Origin of the sequence: Patulibacter minatonensis DSM 18081 (assembly GCF_000519325.1) — a bacterium.
Taxonomy (GTDB): domain Bacteria; phylum Actinomycetota; class Thermoleophilia; order Solirubrobacterales; family Solirubrobacteraceae; genus Patulibacter; species Patulibacter minatonensis.
This window is the reverse complement of the sequence record NZ_KI912613.1, coordinates 4,200,086-4,214,026: the sequence shown is the minus strand read 5'-3', so window position 1 is coordinate 4,214,026 and position 13,941 is coordinate 4,200,086. Positions and strand designations below refer to the sequence as shown.

Sequence of the window (13,941 nt, the reverse complement as noted above, 5' to 3'; positions counted from 1 at the left end):
GGCGGGTGGCCGACGCAGGGCGCCCGCGTCGTGGGATCCTCGGCCGATGGTGTCGTCGCTCCATCTCCCGTCGCGCTGCCCGTGTGGCACCGGGGACGCGTACGCCGAGCACTGCGGCGCGCTCCACCGCGGGCGGACGACGGGCACGCCCGTCGCGCCCACGGCGGAGCGGCTGATGCGCTCGAGGTTCAGCGCGTTCGCGGTCGGCGACGTGCCGTACCTGCTCGCGACCTGGCACCCGGCCACGAGGCCGGCGACGCTGGAGCTCGAGCCCGGACTCACGTGGCGCCGGCTCGAGATCCTCGGCACCACCGCGGGAGGGTCGGCCGACGACCGGGGGACCGTCGAGTTCGTCGCGCACTTCCGGGACCGCTCCGGCACGGAGGGGTCGCAGCGGGAGCACAGCGCCTTCGTCCGGGTCGACGGCCGGTGGCACTACGTCGCCGCGGTGGGCTGAATCCCGGAGGCCGGCGGGACATCGCGGGCACCGCGCCGGCGCGCGATCGGGCGACCAAGCTCGGCCGAGGAGGTCGCCTTGGACGCGGCCGATCTCGCGGCACTTCCGCGAGTTCCGGTTCCCGAGGGCGAGCGCGGCTGACGGGACGGGTCGCCGCGGACGTCCGGGCGGGTCAGCGGAACCGTGGCGGACGACGCTCCAGGAACGCGGTCGTGCCCTCGCGGAACTCCGGGGATTCGTAGGTCTGGGTGAGGGCCTCGAAGCCGTGACGGACCGACGGCATGAGGGCGTCGCCCGCGAAGTTCAGCGACACCTTCGACAGGCGCATCGCCTGCGGGCTGTTGCCGAGCAGCCGCTCGCACCAGCCGGCGACGGCGTCGTCGAGCTCGGCGTCGGGGACCACCCGGTTGATCCAGCCCATCGCCGCCGCCTCGGTGGCGGAGCACGGCTCACCGAGGAGGACGATCTCCTTGGCCCGGCGCTCGCCGACGACGAGCGGCAGGAGCTGCGTGGCGTACCAGATCGGCGAGTTGCCGAGCCTCGAGTCCGTGTGCGCGAACCGGGCCGACGCGCCGGCGATCGCGAGGTCGCAGCAGAGGTTCAGCTCGTTCCCGCCGCCGACGCACCAGCCCCGGATCTTCGCGATGACCGGCTTGCCGACGCCGCGCACCGCTTCGGACAGGCGGATCAGGATCCGCGCCATGCGGCGCCCCTCGTGGCGGTCGAACGCGTGCTCCATGGCCACGTCGCCGCCGGTGCTGAACGCCTGGTCGCCGGCGCCCGTCAGCACCACGACGCCGACCTCCGGGTCGGCGTCGGCGCGGTCGAACGCGTCGATCAGCTCGAGCATCGTCCGCTCGCGGAAGGCGTTCATGACGTCGGGGCGGTCGATCGTGACCGTCGCGACGCCCGCGCGGACCTCGTACCGGACGTCGGTGGGCGCGTCGGTGCTCACCGCAGCATCTCGCGGAGCCGGTACTTCAGGACCTTGCCGCCGACGGTCGTGGGCAACTCGTCCCGGAACACGATCCGCTTCGGGGTCTCGAAGCCCGCGAGACGGGCGCGGCAGAAGGCGATCAGCTCGGCGGCGTCGACCTCGACCTCGGGCTCCGTCACGACGACCCCGGTGACGGCCTCGCCCCAGCGCTCGTGGGGGAGCCCGACCACCGCCGCCCGGTCGACGGCCGGGTGCTGCATGAGGACGCCCTCCACGCGGATGCTGGAGACGTTCTCGCCGCCCGACTTCACGACGTCCTTGAAGCGGTCGACCATCACGCGCCGGCCCTCGGCGTCGTACTCGCACATGTCGCCGCTGTGGAACCAGCCGCCGCGGAACGCGTCGGTCGTCGCGGCCTCGTCCCGGAAGTATCCGGACGCGATCGCGGGCGAGCGGTAGACGGCCTCGCCCTGCTCGCCCGGCCGGTCCCGGAGCGACGTGCCGTCGACGTCGACGACCGTGGCCCCGAGCATCGGCGCCGGGATGCCCACGTTGTTGACGGCGGGGGTCTCGCCGCGGTTGACCTCGGGCCACCGGTGGGGCCAGAAGCGGTGGCAGGCGATCGCTTCCGTCTGCCCGAAGATGCAGACGAAGCGCACCCCGTGGAACAGCGCCTGCAGGCGGTCGGCGAGGTCGGCGCTCATCGCCGACCACCCGTAGATCACGACCTCGATGCGGCTGAGGTCGTGCGCCTCCGGTGCGCGCTCGACCTCGCGGGCGAGGTCCTCGAGCAGCTGGGGCGAGCCGCCCCAGAGGCACGTGACGCCGTGCGCCGCCGCCGCGGCCGCGATGCGCGCCGGCTCGGGCCGTCGTCCGAGGACCACCGTCCCGCCGGTCATCCAGGCGGAGAACACGTGCGCGTGGTCGCCGATGTGGAACACGACCGGCAGGAACGAGCAGGTCACGAGGTCGCACTCGATCTCGAGCCCGCGCGTGTACGACATCGCGTGGCTCATGGCGGCCATGTACGTGTACGTGTGGGAGATCATCACGGCCTTCGGCATCGCCGTCGTGCCGGACGTCGAGAGGATCTCCCAGACGTCGTCGCCGTGGATCCGCACGTCCGGCTCCGTGTCCGGGACGCCGGCGACGAACGCCTCGAAGGGCGTCGCGCCCTCCGGTCCGGGGAGCGCGCCGGCGATCGTCGCGATCGGCTCGACGCCCGCGGCGACGAACGCCCGCCCCTTCGCGGCCCACATGTCGGCGTCGACGATCCCGACGTGGACGTCGACGTGCCGGAGCATGTGCTCGACGACGTCGGGCGCCATCATCGTGTTCACGGGGAACGCGACGAGCCCGGCCTTGGCGATCCCGATCTTCGTCAGGTACGCCTCGACGGAGTTCTCGCAGAGCATCGCGACCCGGTCGCCGCGGCGGAGCCCGCGCGCCAGGAGCGCGTTGGCGACCCGATTGGCGAGGCGGTCGGCCTCGCGGTACGTGACCCGCGCGTACCGCGGATCGGCGATCGCGTCCTCGGACGCCACCATGGCGACCTTGTCGGGGTCGCTCCACGTCATCCGCTCCAGCACGTCGCCGACGGCGACCCGGTTCCAGCGGTCGTCCGCGCGCCGGTCGTAGAGCGCCTCGACGTCGATCGTCACGCGCAGGGCCGGCGGCCGGACCGCGTGCTGGGGTTCTGGCGCATCGTCGTCTCTCCTCGGTCCCGGCTCCGGGGACGCCCGTGCGGGCCCCTCGACGAGGCGGTCGGTCGACGATAACCAACCGATTGGTGGCCGAGGCTCTTTCCTGTGGTCGCTCCGGCGCCCGTCGCCGCCGACAGCACACCGACGGGCTCGGCGGCGCCGGGGGGTCGACGTCAGGCCTCCGGTGCCGTCAGGACCGACGCCAGCAGCACCATGATCGGGATCTCCAGCGCCGAGAGCTCCGCGGTCTGGCCGTCGGCCACGGCGTTGGCGACCAACTCCGTCATCGCGCCCACGACCCCGTCGGCGACGAGAGGATCGAGCGGGCGGAGCTCGGGAGCGTCGTCGCGGACGCGGCCGACGAGCTCGAGGAGCGCCTCGGCCGTCCTGCGGTGCATCGCCCGGCGCTCGGCGACCGCAGCGGCTCCCGCGGCCTGGATCTCGGTGGTGAACGTCCGTGTGCTCGCCGGGGCGTCGGACAACACCCGGAGGTACGCGGCGACGCCTGCGCGGAGTCGCTCGTGCCACGGCCCCTCGGCCGTGCGACCGGCATCGAGCATGCGCCGGCCCAGCCGATCGGTGCCTCGTCGATACGCCTCGAGGTAGCACGACTGCTTGTCGGCGAAGTGCTCGTAGAACGTGCGCTTCGAGACGTGCGCGTGGCGGACGATGTCGGCGATCGTCGTCGCGACGTAGCCCTTGTCGGCTACCGCAGTCGCGACCCCCCGCAGAAGCCGCTGCCGGGGGTCCGATCCGGCATCGGTCGCGAGCCGATGCCGGACCCCGGTCGCCGGGCCCTCCGGCGCCGGGGTCATCGGCGGACCGGACGGCGGCTTCGGCTCGGTCGCCTCGAGGCTGTCGTCGGACGTCGTCACGAGAGTCGACGGCCACGGTACCACGTGGTACCGTGCGCTCCGCGTGGGCTGGTACTTGCCAGTACCAGCACCCTGCCCCATGGCGCCCTGCGGCGTCACAGCATTCCGAGGAGTCACCGCATGACCGTGCAGAGCAGTCCGATGATCGAGGGCCTGGGCTTCTCCGTCCCGCCCGAGCTGCGGGGCGTCCTCGACGAGATCCGCGCGTTCGTCGCCGAGGACGCGATCCCGGCCGAGGCGGAGCTCGCCGACCCGGACGACATCCTCGCCTCGTGGCACGTCGTCGAGCGCCTGCGCGACCGCGCCCGGGAGCGCGGGATCTACGCGCCGGGCCAGCCCGAGGAGTGGGGCGGCCTGGGGATCGGCGTGGTCGGCATGTCGCTGATCTCGCAGGAGTGCGGCGTCAGCCCGCTGGCGTCGCTGGGCCTGAACGCGATGGCCCCCGACGAGGGCAACATGCACACGCTGCTCCTCGCGGGCACCGACGCCCAGAAGGAGCGGTGGCTCCGTCCGCTGGTCGAGGGCACGATCCGCTCGTGCTTCGCGATGACGGAGCCCGACGTCGCTTCCTCGGACCCGACGAACCTCGCCGCGACGGCCGTCCGCGACGGCGACGAGTGGGTGCTCAACGGCCGCAAGTGGTTCATCACCGGCGCGATCGGCGCCACGATCGCGATCGTCGTCGCGAAGACCGGCGGGCTCGACGACCCGGACCCGGACCGGCGCGGCAGCCATCGCGACTACTCGCTGATCCTCGTCCCGTGCGACACGCCGGGCTGGGAGATCGTCCGCGACCCCGAGATCACGGGCGCGCACATGGTCGGCGGCCACGCGGAGATCCGGATGACCGACGTCCGCGTCCCGGTCGAGAACCTCCTCGGCGGCGAGGGGGAGGGCTTCGTCATCTCGCAGAAGCGCCTGGCCGGCGGCCGCCTCGCCCACGCGATGCGGTGGATCGGCGTCTCGCAGCGCGCGCTCGACCTCACCGCGGCCCGCCTGAAGGAGCGCCAGGCGTTCGGGGTGGACCTCGCCAAGCACCAGGCGCTGCAGTTCTTCATCGCCGACAGCGCGATCGACCTCTACGCCTCGCGGATGATGGTCCTGAACGCCGCGTGGAAGGTCGAGCACGACCTGCCCCACCGCCAGGAGATCGCCATGGTCAAGACGTTCGTCGCAGAGGCGTTCGGCCGCATCCTCGACCGCTGCGTCCAGATCTACGGCTCGCACGGCATCTCGACCGAGGACTTTCCGATCGCCCGCTGGTACGCGGACTCCCGCGCCGCCCGCATCTACGACGGCGCGAGCGAGGTCCACCGCATGACGATCGCCCGTACCCTCCTGAAGCTCGCGGACGACGGCGGCTCGACCGCCTCCGGCTGCGGCGCGATCGAGTAGGGGCGGCGGACCGTGCCCGACGTGCAGGGCGGCTCCGCCGCGACCGACGGGGACGGCCGGGACCCGTCCGCCGCGACGCCCCCGGGCGTCGACGTCGGGCCGGTCTCGGCGTGGCTCGAGCGGATCCTCCCGGGGGCCACGCCGCCGTTCTCGTTCTCCCGGATCGGTGACGGCCGCTCGAACCTCACCTTCCGCGTCACCGACGCGGCGGGGACGTCGTGGATCCTGCGCCGGCCGCCGCTGGGGCCGCGTCTGCGCGGCGCGCACGACATGCCGCGCGAGCACCGCCTGCTCGCGGCGCTGCACCCCGCCGGCGTCCGGGTGCCCGAGCCGTTCGGCCTGTGCGAGGACGAGGACGTCACGGGCGCGCCGTTCTACGTCATGGAGCTCGCGGAGGGCCACGCGGTCGCGACCGCCGGCGACCTCGGACCGCTCGGCCCGGCCGAGCGCGCGGTGGCCGGCCGGTCGCTCGTCGACGCGCTCGTCGGCCTGCACGAGGTGGACATCGACGCGGCCGGCCTGGGGGATCTGGCGCGCCGCGAGGGCTACGCGGCCCGGCAGCTCAAGGGCTGGTGGCGGCAGTGGGAGGCCTCGAGGACCCGCGAGATCCCAGGCGTCGAGCGCGTCCGCGACGTCCTCGCGGCGAGCGTCCCGCCGCAGCGCCGCGACGCCGTGGTGCACGGCGACTACAAGCTCGAGAACGTGATCCTCGGCGACGACGGCGAGGTCCGCGCGATCCTCGACTGGGAGCTCTGTACGCTCGGCGACCCGATCGCGGACCTCGGCACGCTCCTGACGTACTGGATCGAGCCGGGCGACCCGTTCGCGTGGGCGCTCGGCGGCGCCGACGCACCGACCCGCGCGGACGGCTTCGCGACCCGGGCGGAGATCGCCGAGCGCTACGCCCGCGCGACCGGCGACCCGCTCGACGGGTTGCCGTTCTTCGAGGCCCAGGGCTGCTGGAAGCTCGCGATCATCTTGCAGGGTGTCGTCCGGCGCTTCCGCGACACGCCGGAGAACGCGAACGCCGACCCCGACACGCTCGATCCGGTGATCGACGGGCTGATCGACCGGGCCGAGGCGCGTTTGGCCGGGTGACGTCGGCGGTCGTGGGGCGGTCCCGGCGCAGGCCGGCGGAGCGCGAAGGACGGAACCAACCGGTCGGTACGCCCCTGGTAGCGTCGGGGTCGATCGCGAGCACGCCCGCGACACCGTCCGATGGTCGACACCACCTCCGCTCTCCCGTTCGACAGCCCGACCGACCCCTGGCCGGCGCCCGGTGACCACCGAACGGCGCCCGGGGTCGATCGGTCGCGCATGCTCTGCCTCGAGGCTCGGAGGCTGGCGGAGGCCGCCGGGATATCGGGCGGCCGGGCCGACGCGTTGCCGGCCGCCCGGAGGGCTCTTGAAGAGGGTCTTCGCGAGCGCGCCCGGACGTGGAGCCGCCGGGATCTCACGACCGCGGGCGAGCTCCTGCGCGAGATCGACGAGCTCGAGGCGGAACACGAGGAGTCCGAGGTCCGCGCCCGGATCGCCGAGATCCGCCGCCTGCGCGGGGCGCTGGACCGGCTCGACGGGTGCCCGCCGCAGCAGGTGATCGATCGTGCCCCGGGCGAGGCCAACCGCGGATGCGACTTCGCGCGCACGCTGCTCTCCTCGGTGGACGGGTCACTCTGGCTCCCGCGTCGGCTGGCGATCGCGGAGCACGCGGTGGAGCACACGGACCCGGCCGCGTTCCACGCGTTCGTCGCCACCGCCCGGATCCCGCTCGGCCCGCGTCTCGTCGAGACCGACCTCGTTCGACGTCGCGTCTCCGGCCTCGTGGCCGACGCCCCCGAGAGCGCCAAGACGTTCAAGGCCCTGGTCCAGGTCGCACGGACGACGTCCTACGTCGTCGCGCCGGTCGTGTCGGGAGGGCGTGCGGTCGGCCTGCTGCACGCCGACCGCCTGCGTCGCGACGGCCTGGTGACCGCCGACGACCGCGCGCGGCTCGCAGGCTTCGCCTCGGGGCTCGCCGTCGTCCACGAGCGTGGGCTGCTGCTCGAACGGCTCGGACGGCAGTCACGGCGGGCCGCCGCTGCGTTCGCCGCGATCGACGCCGACAGCGAGCGGCTCGTACGCATGGACGGCGCACTCTCCGAGGGGCTGTTGCTGACCGCCGACCGTGCCGCGTCCGAGGGCGGGGACGAGCACCCGTCCCTCGTCGGGGTCGCTGACGGGCTGACCGCCCGGGAGCGACAGATCGTGGCCCTCATGGCGACCGGGGCGTCCAACGCGGAGATCTCCGCGCGGCTCGTGATCGCCGAGGCGACCGTGAAGGCGCACGCCACGCGACTCTTCCGGAAGCTGGGCGTCGCGGTACGCGCCGGAGCGGTCGCGCGGTACCGGGCCCTCTCGCCCCGTCCGTAGGGTCGAGTGGCCTGTGGCGTCGCCGGGGCCGGGCCGCCGGGAGCCGCACGGGCCGCGATCGGGACGCCTCGTCCTGACGTCCGGCAAGACATGCGCGACGCAGGTGTCCCCCCGAAGTCGCTACGAGTTCCTCCCGTCGGTCCATTGTCGCCGCGAGGGTGCCGTGGGACCGTGGGCCATGGTTCTGAGCGCCCCCGTCCACGCGCGACCGCGGAGCACCTCGTGAGCACCGCCGGGAGCGCGATCCCCACCGACATCGAGACCTTCGCGTTCTGGGAGCGCCCGCACCACGAGCGCCTCGCAGCGTTCAAGTGGCTGCGCGAGAACGACCCGGTCTCGTGGCACCCGCCGGCGGAGTCCCTCCTGCTGCCGCCGGAGGCCAACCGCTACGGGTTCTGGGCCGTGACCCGGCACGCGGACATCGTCGAAGCCTCCCGGAACAAGAACTTCCAGTCGGGGCAGGGCGTCTTCATGGAGGACATCGACGTCGCCACGGTGAAGGGCGCGCTGTCGTTCCTCGTGGAGGACCAGCCCCGACACACCGAGCTGCGGGGGATCGTGCAGTCGGCGTTCAGCCCCGCGAACGTCCGGAAGATCGACGGGTGGATCAGGCAGCACGCCCACGACCTCGTCGCCGAGATGGCTCCGGAGGGCGCAGCGGACGTGGTCACCCGTCTGTCGAAGGTGCTGCCGGGCCTCATCTTCGCCCACTACGTCGGGGTCACCGACGACGAGATGCGCGACAGGACGGTGCACGCGGCCGATCAGCTCGGCTCGTGGAACGACCCCGCGTACACGCAGACGATGACGCCGATGGAGGTGTTCGGCTCGGCCGCCCAGACGCTCGCCGCCACCGCGCTCGAGCTCGCCGCCCTGCGCCGCGTCGAGCCCGGCGACGACGTCGTCTCGTGGCTCGTGCAGACGGAGTTCGAGGGCGAGCGGATGACCGACCACGACATCGCGTCGTTCTTCGTGCTGCTCTCCGGCGCGTCGAACGACACGACCGGACACGCGATCTCGCACTCCCTGATCGAGCTGCAGCGGCACCCCGAGCAGAAGGCCTGGCTGCTCGAGGACTTCGAGGGTCGCATCGACAACGCGGTCGAGGAGCTCCTGCGCTGGCGCCCGCCGATCATCCACTTCCGCCGGACCGCGCGCGAGGACTGCACGCTCGGCGGCGCGGAGATCAAGGCCGGGGACAAGGTCGTGCTCTGGTACGAGTCCGGGAACTTCGACGACACGATCTTCGACGACCCGTTCACCCTCGATCTCACCCGCAGGCCGAACCGGCACCTCGCCTTCGGCGGCGGCGGGATCCACTTCTGCCTCGGTAGCGCCCTCGGTCGGCAGCTCCTGAAGTGCGCGCTGCGCGAGGTCTACACGCAGCTGCCCGACTTCGAGATCCAGGAGCCCAAGGTCGGGTTCTCGAACATCTTCAACAGCATGCGCCACCTGCCGGCGACCTGGACGGTCAGCTGATCCGCGCAGCGGCGCATCGCACCGGGCGGGGCTGCACCGCAGCCGCCCGCACCGATGCTGAGGCCCCGGCGGACGCACGGTCGCACCGCGTCGGACAAGCCGCCAGGGGCCCCGAGCAAAAGAAACCAACCGTTCGGTACGCCCCCTGGTAGCTTCGAGGCGTGACCACGGCCCCCGTCCCAGAACAGACCCGTAGAGAGCACCTGCGCGACGCCGCGGTGCTCGTCTTCGCGAAGAAGGGCTACGGCGGGACGTCGGTGCAGGAGATCGCCGACGCGGCCGGGATCCGCAAGGCCAGCGTCTACAAGCACGTCTCCACCAAGGAGGACCTGCTCTTCGACGTCCTGGACGCGGTGCACGCGCAGAGCGCGGCCCTGATGCAGGAGGTCACCGCCCTCGACCTCCGGCCCATCGAGCGGCTGCACGAATACCTGCGCCGGCACGTGCTCTGGTACCTCGCCGACGTCGACCGCGTGGCGGTCTTCTTCCGCGAGTGGGATGCCCTGACGTCCCCGGATCGCCGAGCGCTCGTCGCCGAGCGCCGGCGCGGCTACGACCGCTTCCTGCGGGAGCTCGTCGTCGCGTGCCAGGAGGCGGGGGAGGCCGATCCCGACCTCGCGCCGAAGTACGCGTCCTTCTACGTCCTGGGGGCGGTCAACCGGGTCCCGGACTGGTTCGCGAAGGTCGAGAACGGCGCCTCCGCCGAGGAGGTCGCGACCGAGGCGGCCGACGTCGCCGTGCGCATCGTGGGGGTGCCGTCGTGAGCGTGATCGACCGCTTCCGCCTCGACGGCCGCGTGGCGATCGTCACCGGTGCGTCCTCCGGTCTGGGCGTCACGCTCGCCCAGACCCTGGCAGAGGCCGGTGCCGATATCGTCCTCGCCGCCCGCCGCGTGGACGGCCTGAAGGCGACGGCCGCGTCGATCGAGGAGCTGGGTCGACGGGCGCACGTCGTGCCCGCCGATGTCGGCGTCCGCGAGGACTGCGAGCGCGTCGTGGCCGAGGCCTACGACGCCTTCGGGCGCCTCGACGTCCTCGTCAACAACGCGGGCACGGGGCGCGTCACCCCGGCGCTGAAGGAGGAGCCCGACGAGTTCGAGCGGGTCCTCCGCGTCAACCTGTCGGGCAGCCACTTCACCGCCTGCGCCGCCGCCCGACGGATGGAGCCCGGGGCATCGATCGTCAACATCGCGTCGGTCCTCGCGTTCACCTCGGGCGGGATCCCGCAGGCCGCCTACACGGCGAGCAAGGCCGGGGTCGTCGGGCTCACGCGCGACCTCGCCGGGCAATGGACCTCGCGCCGCGGAATCCGCGTCAACGCGGTGGCGCCCGGGTTCTTCAAGACCGAGATGACCGAGCACGACCTCGACGATGCCGACCACCTGAGTCGGCGCATCATGATCGGCCGGCTCGGTGACCCGGCGGAGCTCGCGTCGGCCGTCGTCTTCCTGGCGTCGGACGCAAGTTCCTACGTCACGGGCGCGACCCTCACGGTCGACGGCGGATTCACGGCGTCCTGACGTGGCGACCGCGCGACGCGAGCGGCGGGACCGCCGCGAGGACCTGCTCGGGGCCGCGATCGGTGTGTTCTGCGAGAAGGGCTTCGCCGCGGCGTCGATCGGGGACATCGCGTCAGAGGTCGGGGTGCTCAAGGGATCCCTCTACCACTACATCTCGTCCAAGGACGATCTCCTCGACTGGATCTTCGATGCCGCGCTTCAGACGTCGGAGGCGCGCATCGCCGAGGTGGGCGGGCTGGAGGCCCCGCCCGTCGAGCGCCTACGGGCGTTCCTGGAGTCGCAGACGACCTGGTATCTCGAGCACGTCGAGCACGCTTCGGTCCTCTTTCGCGAGTTCCGGTTCCTGGAAGGTGATCTCCGCACCCGCGTGACCGCGCACCGGCGCGACTACGAGCTGTTCCTCTGCGATCTCGTCCGCGAGGCCACCGACGAGCACGGATCACCTGTCGCCATCGACCCCGAGAACGTGCTCCGTCTCGTCCTGGGGGCGCTCGAAGCCACTCCGGAGTGGTTTCGACGCGGCGGTCGCGACTCGCCACGTCAGGTGGCCGCGGTCTACACCGATCTCTCGATCCGGGCGCTCACCGGACGTCCCGTACCCCGCGCGAGCTGAGCATCGGGCTCACCGATCGCCTTCGGCGACGTCCGATCCTCCGAGCGCGTCGACTCAGGTCTTGACGAGGTACCCGGCGTCGACCGGGAGTTCGACGCCGGTGAGGTGCCGCGCCGCGTCGGTGCAGAGGAAGTGGATGGCCTCGGCGACGTCGAGGGCCTGCACCCACGGGACCTGCAGGACGTGGCTCCCGCGCTGCAGCCTCTCGAGGTCCTCCACCTGCGGATCCTCGACTCCGGGCACCAATCGCCGCAGCATCTCGTCCGAGTGCACCATGTCCGTGGCGACCATCGTCGGGTGCACGGAGTTCACCCGCACGCCGTCCGCTCCGAGGTCGTTCGCGAGGACCTTCGTCAGTCCGGACAGTCCGTGCTTCGAGACCGCGTAGGCGGCCGTGCGACGGACGCCGACCATCGCGGCGACCGAGCTGGTCAGCACGATCGAGCCGCCGCGACCGCCCTCGAGGATCGCGGGCACGGCCGCCTGGATCGTGCGGAAGGTCCCGGTGAGGTTGATGTCGAGCACCCGAGAGAAGTCCTCCTCGGGCACCTCCCACGTCTTCCCGATCGCCGTGAAGACCCCGGCGTTCGCCGAGACGATGTCGAGTCGGCCGAACCGCTCGCGCGCCCGGTCGACCGCGGCGTCGAGCGAGGGCCGGGACCGCACGTCGGCGGCGATCGCGACGACGTGCTCGCCGTGAGCGTCGAACCCGGCCGGGGCCTCCAGGTCGGTCGCCACGACCGACGCCCCGCCCGCCACGAGACGCTCGACGGTTGCGCGGCCGATTCCTCCTCCGGCGCCTGTCACGAGTGCGACCCTGTCTGTGACGCTGGACACGGTGATCAGGCTACCATACGGTTGGTTACGTCGAAGGCAACGAGGAGATGACCGGATGAACCTTGGTTGGTGGCTCGAACGTGCGTGGTGGGAGCACCCTGACAAGACCGCGGTGGTGAACGGGAACGGGACCTCGGCGACCTACACCGAGCTCCGTGCGCTGTCGAACCGGCTCTCGAACGTGCTGGTGGATGACGCGGGGCTGAAGGAGGACGACGTCGTCGCGACGATCCTCCACGACGACCATCGCCACATGGCGATCTTCTACGCGGCGATCCGCGCGGGCGGGGCGTTCACCGGCCTGAACCGCCGGAACCTGCCGGAGAAGTTCGTCCACGACGTGGAGCGCTCGCAGGCGAGCATCCTCATCGTCTCGCCCGAGTTCCTGCCGCAGGCGGAGCTGCTCGAGGACCAGCCGTCGATCCGCCGCATCTACGTGACCGAGGGCGAGCATCCGCGCTACCCGAACATCGGCGAGCTGCTCGACGCCGCCTCCGACGAGTTCCGCGTCGTCGCCCGCGCCGAGGCCGACCTCGCCGCGATCAACTTCACGAGCGGCACGAGCGGCACGTCCAAGGGCGTCATGTACACGCACGGCAAGCTCGGCGTCTCCTGCTGGAACTCGATCTTCCTCACCGGCATGAGGAGCGACGCCAAGAACGTGTCGCTGATCTCGATGTTCCACTCCGGGGGCATCGCGGACTGCATCCGCAACGCGATGGTCGGTGGCACGATCCTGTGGACCGACGGGTGGGACGTCGACCGCGTCGTCCGGATCATCCGGGAGCACAAGCCCAACTGGATGTACTACATCATCCCGACGATGGTCCGGGACCTGCTGCGGCACCCCGACTGGCCCGGGCTGGACCTCGACGGGCTGCACACCCACGTCTCGGGCGAGCCGATCCCGCCGGACGTCAGCGCAGCGCTCGAGAAGAAGGGCGTGCGCATCGGCCGCATGTACGGCATGACCGAGACCATGCCGGTCTGCGTCCTGGCCACGTCGCTCTACTACGGCGACGAGGACCCGCCAGACCTGGCGTCGGGCAAGCCGAGCAAGACGTTCTGCGAGGTCAAGCTCGCCGACCCGGTGACGGGGGAGACCCTCGAGGGCGGAGACGTCGAGGGCGAGATCTGCATCCGCGGCGACGTCGTGACGCCGGGGTACTTCAACGACCCCGAGCGCACGGCGGCCTCGTTCGACGACGAGGGCTATCTGCACACGAGGGACAACGCCTACCGCGACCAGGACGGCTGGCTCTACATCCGTGGGCGCACGGACGACATCATCAACACCGGCGGTGAGAAGCTCTCGCTGCTGGAGATCGACGAGATCCTCCTCTCGCACCCCGACGTGCACGACGCCGGCGTCGTCGGCGCCGACCACGAGCGGTTCGGCGAGGTACCGGCCGCGTTCGTGGTCATGAAGACCTCGGTGGGCGAGGAGGAGGCCCGGGACATCCTCGACGCGTGGTGCCTGGAGCGCCTCGAGCGATGGAAGCGCCCGCGCCTCTACGCGTTGATCGACGAGCTTCCCAGGACCGCGAAGCAGACGAAGATGACCCCGGTCCTCAAGCGCTATCTCGAGGGCCACGTGATCAAGGACGCCGACGGGATCACCACGCTCTCCGGGCTGAAGGCGGCCCGGTAGGAGCGGGGACGAAAAAAGATCTACCCAACGGAACCAGTCGTTTGGTAGCTTCGCGTTCGTCCGAAG

Annotated in this window: 13 protein-coding genes; 9 read left to right on the top strand and 4 right to left on the bottom strand. The window is 71.9% G+C overall.

Annotation, left to right across the window (positions count from 1 at the left end):
* The first annotated feature begins 46 nt into the window (after positions 1–46).
* Positions 47–457 (top strand): YchJ family protein, encoded by a 411-nt coding sequence (locus PATMI_RS0119700; protein WP_026912125.1) that lies wholly within the window; start codon positions 47–49, stop codon positions 455–457.
* 172 nt (positions 458–629) lie between these two features.
* Here PATMI_RS0119700 and PATMI_RS0119695 read toward each other — a convergent pair whose 3' ends face one another.
* The 3 genes from PATMI_RS0119695 to PATMI_RS36135 form a co-directional block, all read right to left on the bottom strand.
* Complete coding sequence (locus PATMI_RS0119695) at positions 630–1,412, bottom strand: enoyl-CoA hydratase/isomerase family protein (RefSeq protein ID WP_026912124.1); 783 nt, start codon at positions 1,410–1,412, stop codon at positions 630–632.
* Positions 1,409–3,055: a class I adenylate-forming enzyme family protein gene (locus PATMI_RS0119690; protein ID WP_026912123.1), complete on the bottom strand. Its 1,647-nt coding sequence runs from the start codon at positions 3,053–3,055 to the stop codon at positions 1,409–1,411. The genes PATMI_RS0119695 and PATMI_RS0119690 overlap by 4 nt, the downstream gene beginning before the upstream one ends.
* Positions 3,056–3,270: 215 nt before the next feature.
* Positions 3,271–3,972: a TetR/AcrR family transcriptional regulator gene (locus PATMI_RS36135; protein ID WP_026912122.1), complete on the bottom strand. Its 702-nt coding sequence runs from the start codon at positions 3,970–3,972 to the stop codon at positions 3,271–3,273.
* 120 nt (positions 3,973–4,092) lie between these two features.
* Here PATMI_RS36135 and PATMI_RS0119680 point away from each other — a divergent pair, with 120 nt between their 5' ends.
* The 7 genes from PATMI_RS0119680 (at position 4,093) to PATMI_RS0119650 (ending at position 11,387) form a co-directional block, all read left to right on the top strand.
* Entirely contained in the window at positions 4,093–5,367 is a 1,275-nt protein-coding gene (locus tag PATMI_RS0119680) for an acyl-CoA dehydrogenase family protein (RefSeq protein WP_051472069.1), read from the top strand.
* A gap of 12 nt (positions 5,368–5,379) precedes the next feature.
* The gene (locus tag PATMI_RS31820; RefSeq protein ID WP_051472068.1) at positions 5,380–6,465 is read left to right on the top strand and encodes a phosphotransferase family protein; all 1,086 of its coding nucleotides are present in this window, start codon (positions 5,380–5,382) and stop codon (positions 6,463–6,465) included.
* 219 nt (positions 6,466–6,684) lie between these two features.
* Positions 6,685–7,776 carry a helix-turn-helix transcriptional regulator gene (locus PATMI_RS35115; protein ID WP_157260867.1) on the top strand — a complete coding sequence of 364 codons (1,092 nt, stop codon included), beginning with the start codon at positions 6,685–6,687 and terminating at the stop codon, positions 7,774–7,776.
* 222 nt (positions 7,777–7,998) lie between these two features.
* A complete protein-coding gene (locus PATMI_RS0119665) occupies positions 7,999–9,255 on the top strand; it encodes a cytochrome P450 (protein ID WP_026912120.1) in 1,257 nt (418 codons plus the stop codon).
* A 161-nt stretch (positions 9,256–9,416) separates the two neighbouring features.
* The gene (locus PATMI_RS0119660; RefSeq protein WP_084270104.1) at positions 9,417–10,019 is read left to right on the top strand and encodes a TetR/AcrR family transcriptional regulator; all 603 of its coding nucleotides are present in this window, start codon (positions 9,417–9,419) and stop codon (positions 10,017–10,019) included.
* Positions 10,016–10,774 carry an SDR family NAD(P)-dependent oxidoreductase gene (locus tag PATMI_RS0119655; RefSeq protein WP_026912118.1) on the top strand — a complete coding sequence of 253 codons (759 nt, stop codon included), beginning with the start codon at positions 10,016–10,018 and terminating at the stop codon, positions 10,772–10,774. The genes PATMI_RS0119660 and PATMI_RS0119655 overlap by 4 nt, the downstream gene beginning before the upstream one ends.
* A 1-nt stretch (position 10,775) precedes the next feature.
* Positions 10,776–11,387 carry a TetR/AcrR family transcriptional regulator gene (locus tag PATMI_RS0119650; RefSeq protein WP_026912117.1) on the top strand — a complete coding sequence of 204 codons (612 nt, stop codon included), beginning with the start codon at positions 10,776–10,778 and terminating at the stop codon, positions 11,385–11,387.
* Between the two features lie 54 nt (positions 11,388–11,441).
* Here the strand turns inward: PATMI_RS0119650 and PATMI_RS0119645 are convergent, their stop codons facing one another.
* Positions 11,442–12,224: an SDR family oxidoreductase gene (locus PATMI_RS0119645; RefSeq protein WP_036726161.1), complete on the bottom strand. Its 783-nt coding sequence runs from the start codon at positions 12,222–12,224 to the stop codon at positions 11,442–11,444.
* A 55-nt stretch (positions 12,225–12,279) separates the two neighbouring features.
* Here PATMI_RS0119645 and PATMI_RS0119640 point away from each other — a divergent pair, with 55 nt between their 5' ends.
* Positions 12,280–13,875, top strand: a complete 1,596-nt coding sequence (locus PATMI_RS0119640) for a class I adenylate-forming enzyme family protein (RefSeq protein ID WP_084270102.1) — start codon at positions 12,280–12,282, stop codon at positions 13,873–13,875.
* Positions 13,876–13,941: the final 66 nt, after the last annotated feature.